We start from the raw sequence: 6,163 nt of genomic DNA, 5'->3' as shown, positions 1-6,163 counted from the left end.
GCAGCCGCCCAACAATCAGCTGGATACTACAATTTCTTGGCTGCCGTTAAGGTAACTAGGGGCCTCTTTAAGCCGACTATTATTGATTGAAGGATCTATTGCTCTAACGTGCATATTTTGCGGCAGAGGGGCTTTCAGGAGCTCTCGTAGATCCTTTAAATCTGCCCTCTCTTCTAACCAAGAATTTGCCTGGTTTGAATCCAGCAACAAGGGCTGACGAGAGTGGAATGCTTTAAAGTCCTTACAAGCGTTTGTAGTTACCATCGCACATGTATCTAAAACAATCTCGCCATCTGTCCATTGAGACCAAACACCTGCTGCAGCCATGCAACCTTGTTCATACTTAACTAGATAGGGCTGTCTGATAGCCCCCTCTTTACGCCATTCAATAAATGACGTCATAGGGATGATGATGCGGTGATGTCTAAAGCTACCCTGGAATGCTTTGCTCTTATCTAGCGTCTCAGCACGAGCATTAAACATAGAGTACTGGGTAGTTATCTCTTTAGCCCAAACAGGCGTTAACCACCATCTCATTGGTCTTAGAGCTCTAATACCTTCTTCTTCGGATATAACTGGGATTTGTTCTGTAGGTGCAAGGTTAAAGAAGCTAGGTATATTAGTGCGACCAAACGAAACACCCAGGTCATCCATCAGGGCCTGTGTATCGTCGTTATCTTCTAGATTGTATCTGCCGCACATGGTTCATCTCCCTCTAGTTATTTGAATATACCGGATAGGAGTCGTTGAGCAATTAGAAGATGATTTAGGGTGCGCAATATTGCGCACTTCACATCTAAAAATTTTAGTGCTGTCTATGTTTTGCGCACTAAAATTTGTTTGAATAAAGAAGAGTGGGGCGTGATGAAGTCCTCAGAAGTCCTAAAACGACTTCTAAAAACCAATCTAAAAAACGGTATTAATTACGGTATCAGAAACAAAAAAGCCACATAAATATTTGATTTACATGGCTTTATTGAAATGAGATGGTGCCTCGAGGCGGAATCGAACCACCGACACGAGGATTTTCAATCCTCTGCTCTACCAACTGAGCTATCGAGGCAACTCATTGGAGGCGCGTATTAAACCGAGATCTGCTTTGGGTGTCAACAGTCTGATTTAAAAAATCTTTATTTAGTGGGAACGTAACCTTCGGCTTTCTCGAAATCTTCACCAGCGAAGAACTTTTGCATCTCGCCTTGTAAAAATTTGCGTGATTCGGCGTCCATCATGTTGAGGTGCTTTTCATTGATCAACATGGTTTGGTGATCGGTCCACTCTTGCCATGCTTTTTTAGAGATGTTGTCGAACACATCTTGGCCGATTGGGCCGGGGTAGGGTGCGCGCTCTAGGCCTTCTAGTTCTTCTTGGTACTTACGACAAAATACGGTGCGTGACATTTAACTCTCCTTGTGTGCGGCGCTGAGTGTTTGAATCAGTGTTTTAACGGGCGCCGCTAAGCCAACTTCGCTGGGTTGTACGCTGTTATACCAGAGTGTGGTTCGCTCTTCCATGACGTGTTCGACTTGTAGGTCGTCTGCATTGATGACGACGGGTGTGATCTCTAGGTGGTAGTGCGAGAAGGTGTGTCTAAACGGCTCTAGGATCTCTAGGTTGTTTTGATCAACTGCCCAGTTTTTCTCTATGTCCCGTAGGTCTGTGACTTCCGGAAAACTCCACAGTCCACCCCATATGCCTGCCGCGGGCCGTTGTTCGAGAAGGAACTTCTCACCCTCTTTTATCAACAACATAAAGGTCTGTTTTGTGGGCTTCTCTTTTTTGGGTTTTGATCCAGGAAAATCTGTAACGCGATCTGCTTTTAGAGCTAAACAACCGTCGCTAATTGGGCAATCTGCACAACGGGGTTTGGAGCGAGTGCAGAGTGTCGCACCAAGATCCATCATCGCTTGGGTGTAGTCGGCATTGCGGCTATTCGGGGTCAATGAATCGGCATGATCCCAAAGCCGATTAGCGACTTGGGTATTGCCGGGCCAACCTTCGACAGCAAAGTATCGTGCTAAGACGCGTTTTACATTGCCATCCAGAATGGCTGCTTTGGTGCCATAAGCAATGGAACTGATCGCGGCAGCGGTTGATCGTCCTACACCTGGAAGTTGCTCGAGCAGGTGAGGGTCTTGCGGGAAGTGACCTTTAAACTCATTAACGACCATGTTGGCTGCTTTGTGCAGGTTTCTGGCGCGGGCGTAGTAACCCAGACCGGTCCAGTGATGCAAAACTTCATCAATCGGTGCTTTGGCTAAGGCTTCGACTGTGGGGAAACGCTCCATAAAGGCGTTGTAGTAAGGAATCACAGTCGCTACTTGGGTCTGCTGCAACATGATTTCAGAGATCCAAGTGTTGTATGCGCTTTTTGTCTGTTGCCAAGGGAGGTGTTTGCGACCGTGTTGATCAAACCATTTCAACACGATCGCAGAGAAGTGACTGTTATCCATTCGGTCTCTTTATTAATTACCGAACAGCCCTTTAATCAGAGATCCGGCGTCTTGGCTTTTCAGCTGTTCGCCCAATTTATCTTTAAGAGAGTCTTGTAGCTTCTCTTTGGCTTGCTGTTCGAGTGCTTCTTTTTTCTTGTCGATCTCTGCTTGCAGCTTCTCGCCAGCTACTTTCTTCAGCATGTCACCAACAAAGCGGGTATCCAGTTTGCAGAGTTTAACAGGGTCGGTGTCGAATGTGCCTCTGCAATTGACGGGGATACGGGTGCCACGCAGTGCTGGATTGATGCCACAGCTCTTCTGGAAGAGGTCCTCTTTTATGGTAAGCCCAAGGGTGTAATCCAGTGACTGTTTGGGCAGGTTAACGGTCCCGTTGGCATCTAGGTTGGCGGCATCGACACTAGCTAGAAGTTCAGGATTGGTCACAACGCCATTTTTAATAATGAAATCGCTGCTCAGGTTAGCAATCGGGGTGGTTTTGTCGACCTGGTCAGGGTTGAAGCCGAACGAAGTGATGTTCTCGATCTTTTGGCAAAGCTCTTGTGCCATATCGATCCCTTTGATTACCCCTTCTTCAGCGGTCAGTGTCATTTTGCCGTTGAGGTTTTCGATGAATGCCTTAACGGATGTCCCCTTAGTGCTCAGCGTTCCTGCTAGGTCGACTTTGGCCGAGAGTATGGGATCTTCCATAGCCAGTGCCATCAGTTGTTCAGCGGCAATGTCTTTAAACCTTGGATTGAACGTTAAGGTTGGCGCTTTGTTATCTGCTCGAATCTCGGCAGTGGCATTTAAAGAGCCACCAAAGGCTTTAGCATCTAACTGATCGACGGTCAGCACGCCCCCTTTGGTTTTGGCGCTGAGTTTTATGTCAGAAATGGTCTGCTTTTTCACGATAAGGGTATCGAGCGATAGCTGGTAAGAAGAGTTATCAGCAATGGGCAGTGATATCTCGATTGGATCTGTTGGCCAGCCTTTTTCGGAAGAACTACTATTTGCTTCAGTGTCGCTTGATGGGAGGTAGCGATCCAAATCGATGCTGTCCCCTGCTAAATTGACTTGCATGGCAAAGCTGTTCAGATCGACGGTTGTTGACCCTTTAAAGCGGCTTTCATCAAATCGTAGATCGATGTTGGAGAGAGTCAAAATCTGCTTCTCGGTATCGAATTGCAGGGCGGTTGTCAGATCGATGGCTAGATCGAGGTTGCCTTGATCTTGATTGGGCATAGAGAGCATCAGCCCAGTGATTTGAATGCTGTCCGCTTCAATTTTGCCGCCCAACAGTGCTGGGATACTAATAACGGCTCGTGCGTTTTCGAGGGTGGCCTGTTGTTGTGAGTCGTTCGTTTGTGCAGAGATGTCGCTCAGCTCAACCGCAAGCGTAGGGTAGAGCGACCAACCGATCGGGCCATTTATTGCCAGTTCAATGCCGGCTTTTTCTTTGGCTTGCTGCTCGATTTCGGCTTTGTATTCGTTGGGATCAAACAGGTAGGCCATGTAGCCTGCCAGTGCACCAACCATTAAAACAGCCAGCAATAGTAGGGCGACGATTATTCGAATAGCGACTTTCATAGTGTTTTCCAAATTAGGGATTTACATTCAGTGTAGTCGAAAATTAAAAAAAGCCAGTTAACCTGCCGTTTCCAGCGCGATTTCGCTATACTTGCGCTTTGCGCATGACTAGCGGAGAGAAACATGGCTGCACGCACAGCAAACGTATCACGCGATACGCTAGAAACTCAGATCAGTGTTGAGATCAATTTGGACGGTACCGGCGAGTTTAAAGCCGATACTGGCGTCCCTTTTCTTGAACACATGATGGACCAAATTTCGCGTCACGGCTTGATTGATATCAACGTCAAAGCGAATGGCGATACACACATCGATGATCACCACACGGTCGAAGATATCGGCATTACACTGGGCCAAGCGTTTAAGCAGGCTGTTGGTGATAAGAAAGGCATTCGTCGTTACGGCCACGCTTACGTGCCACTTGATGAGGCTTTGTCACGTGTTGTAATCGACTTTTCAGGTCGTCCAGGTCTAGAGATGCACGTCGATTTCGTGCGTGGTTCTGTGGGTGGTTTTGATGTTGATCTGTTTGGCGAATTCTTCCACGGTTTTGTGAATCACGCGGGTGTCACGCTGCACATTGATAACCTGCGCGGTAAGAACACTCACCACCAAGCGGAGACTGTATTCAAAGCCTTTGGCCGCGCTCTGCGTATGGCATTGGAGTTTGACGATCGTGCTGCCGGCATCATGCCTTCAACTAAAGGGTGTCTATAAGTTATGAGCACGATTGCCGTTATTGATTACGGTATGGGTAACCTGCACTCGGTTGCCAAAGCGCTTGAACTGGTCTCGGACGACGGCACTCAGGTCGTGTTGACGGCTGATCCACAGAAGGTACGCGATGCGGATCGCGTCCTTCTGCCAGGTGTTGGCGCTATTCGCGATTGTGTTGCGGAGATGCGCCGTCTTGGTGTGGATCAAGAGGTGAGCGAAGCGATCAGCTCTGGAAAGCCCTTCCTAGGTATCTGTGTGGGTTACCAAGCACTGACTAACTTCTCTGAAGAGAATGGCGGTGTGGAGTGTTTAGGCGAGTTTGAAGGCCGTGTGAACTTCTTTGGTAAAGATCTGAAAGACGACAATGGCGACAAGCTCAAAGTGCCGCACATGGGTTGGAATCAGGTTCAGCAGAGCATTGATCACCCACTTTGGCAGGGCATCGAAAACGACACACGTTTCTACTTTGTGCACAGCTACTACGTTAAGTTGGCGGAGCAATCACTGGTTGCCGGTACCGCAAACTACGGTGTCGACTTTGATGTGGCTTTGGCTAAGGACAATGTCTTTGCTACGCAGTTCCACCCAGAGAAGAGCTCGAAAGCGGGCCTTCAGCTTCTTAAGAATTTTGTAAATTGGAACGGCCAAGCATAAGTCGTTCACCCATAGGAAAAGCTTCAATGTTAATTATCCCTGCGATTGATCTTAAAGACGGTAAATGTGTGCGCCTGCGTCAGGGCCGTATGGATGACTCAACTGTATTCTCTGACAACCCCGTTGATATGGCGGCTAAGTGGGTCGATGCGGGATGTCGACGCTTGCACCTTGTCGATTTGAATGGCGCGTTCGCAGGCGAGCCAGTCAATGGTGGTATCGTGCGTGAGATCGCTAAAGCTTACCCGGATCTGCCGATTCAGATTGGTGGCGGTATCCGTTCTGCAGAGACCATTGAAGCCTACCTAGATGCCGGCGTCTCTTACGTGATTATCGGTACTAAAGCGGTTAAAGAGCCTGAGTTTGTTACCGAGATGTGTAAAGCCTTCCCAGGCAACATTATCGTGGGTCTTGATGCGCAAGATGGCCGCGTTGCGATTGATGGTTGGGCGGAAGTGACTGACGTCATGGCGGTTGATCTGGCTAAGCGTTTCCGTGACAACGGCGTCTCTTCAATTGTCTACACCGATATCGCTCGTGACGGCATGATGCAGGGCGTTAATGTAGAGGCGACCGTTGATCTGGCGGTACAGGGCGGTATTCCTGTTGTCGCTTCAGGTGGTGTCACAAACATCGACGATATCCGTGCATTGGCGGAAGTGGCTGACCAAGGCATTTTGGGTGCGATTACTGGCCGTGCTATTTACGAAGGCACACTGGATGTGGCTGAAGCACAGGCTCTTAGCGATCAGCTGACGGCTAAGTAAGGA

General features: G+C 48.4%; 7 protein-coding genes and 1 tRNA gene. 3 read left to right on the top strand and 5 right to left on the bottom strand.

The genetic code is table 11. The annotated features are described in order from the left end of the window. Window positions 1-15 precede the first annotated feature (15 nt). The 5 genes from XMA127_RS11005 to XMA127_RS10985 all read right to left on the bottom strand — a co-directional run bounded on the left by XMA127_RS11005 (window position 16) and on the right by XMA127_RS10985 (window position 4,022). Entirely contained in the window at window positions 16-702 is a 687-nt protein-coding gene (locus XMA127_RS11005; RefSeq protein ID WP_173499200.1) for an SOS response-associated peptidase, read from the bottom strand. A 285-nt stretch (window positions 703-987) separates the two neighbouring features. After that, window positions 988-1,063, bottom strand: a tRNA-Phe gene (locus tag XMA127_RS11000). Between the two features lie 67 nt (window positions 1,064-1,130). Next, window positions 1,131-1,400, bottom strand: coding sequence for an oxidative damage protection protein (locus XMA127_RS10995; RefSeq protein ID WP_173481822.1), 270 nt, complete (start codon window positions 1,398-1,400; stop codon window positions 1,131-1,133). Next, on the bottom strand, window positions 1,401-2,453 hold the full coding sequence (gene mutY, locus XMA127_RS10990) for an A/G-specific adenine glycosylase (RefSeq protein ID WP_173499199.1): 1,053 nt from the start codon (window positions 2,451-2,453) through the stop codon (window positions 1,401-1,403). Window positions 2,454-2,465: 12 nt separating this feature from the next. Further along, window positions 2,466-4,022, bottom strand: coding sequence for an AsmA family protein (locus XMA127_RS10985; RefSeq protein ID WP_173499198.1), 1,557 nt, complete (start codon window positions 4,020-4,022; stop codon window positions 2,466-2,468). Window positions 4,023-4,145: 123 nt separating this feature from the next. Between XMA127_RS10985 and hisB the strand changes: the two genes are divergently transcribed. From hisB to hisA, 3 genes are read left to right on the top strand one after another with little or no spacing between them, the layout of a single operon-like run. Beyond that, window positions 4,146-4,739 carry an imidazoleglycerol-phosphate dehydratase HisB gene (hisB, locus tag XMA127_RS10980; RefSeq protein WP_173499197.1) on the top strand — a complete coding sequence of 198 codons (594 nt, stop codon included), beginning with the start codon at window positions 4,146-4,148 and terminating at the stop codon, window positions 4,737-4,739. Between the two features lie 3 nt (window positions 4,740-4,742). Beyond that, window positions 4,743-5,393 carry an imidazole glycerol phosphate synthase subunit HisH gene (gene hisH / locus XMA127_RS10975; RefSeq protein ID WP_173481826.1) on the top strand — a complete coding sequence of 217 codons (651 nt, stop codon included), beginning with the start codon at window positions 4,743-4,745 and terminating at the stop codon, window positions 5,391-5,393. Window positions 5,394-5,419: 26 nt separating this feature from the next. After that, a complete protein-coding gene (hisA, locus tag XMA127_RS10970) occupies window positions 5,420-6,160 on the top strand; it encodes a 1-(5-phosphoribosyl)-5-[(5-phosphoribosylamino)methylideneamino]imidazole-4-carboxamide isomerase (RefSeq protein WP_173499196.1) in 741 nt (246 codons plus the stop codon). Window positions 6,161-6,163: the final 3 nt, after the last annotated feature.

Origin of the sequence: Marinobacterium sp. xm-a-127, from assembly GCF_013283425.1 — a bacterium.
Taxonomy (GTDB): Bacteria; Pseudomonadota; Gammaproteobacteria; order Pseudomonadales; family Balneatricaceae; genus Marinobacterium_E.
This window is presented reverse-complemented; position numbering and strand designations above follow the sequence as displayed.

What these genes read in the sequence shown, in the direction of transcription:
- XMA127_RS11005 (WP_173499200.1), bottom strand. Translation starts at nt 702, where the DNA reads ATGTGCGGCAGATACAATCTAGAAGATAACGACGATACACAGGCCCTG.
- XMA127_RS10995 (WP_173481822.1), bottom strand. Translation starts at nt 1,400, where the DNA reads ATGTCACGCACCGTATTTTGTCGTAAGTACCAAGAAGAACTAGAAGGC.
- mutY (WP_173499199.1), bottom strand. Translation starts at nt 2,453, where the DNA reads ATGGATAACAGTCACTTCTCTGCGATCGTGTTGAAATGGTTTGATCAA.
- XMA127_RS10985 (WP_173499198.1), bottom strand. Translation starts at nt 4,022, where the DNA reads ATGAAAGTCGCTATTCGAATAATCGTCGCCCTACTATTGCTGGCTGTT.
- hisB (WP_173499197.1), top strand. Translation starts at nt 4,146, where the DNA reads ATGGCTGCACGCACAGCAAACGTATCACGCGATACGCTAGAAACTCAG.
- hisH (WP_173481826.1), top strand. Translation starts at nt 4,743, where the DNA reads ATGAGCACGATTGCCGTTATTGATTACGGTATGGGTAACCTGCACTCG.
- hisA (WP_173499196.1), top strand. Translation starts at nt 5,420, where the DNA reads ATGTTAATTATCCCTGCGATTGATCTTAAAGACGGTAAATGTGTGCGC.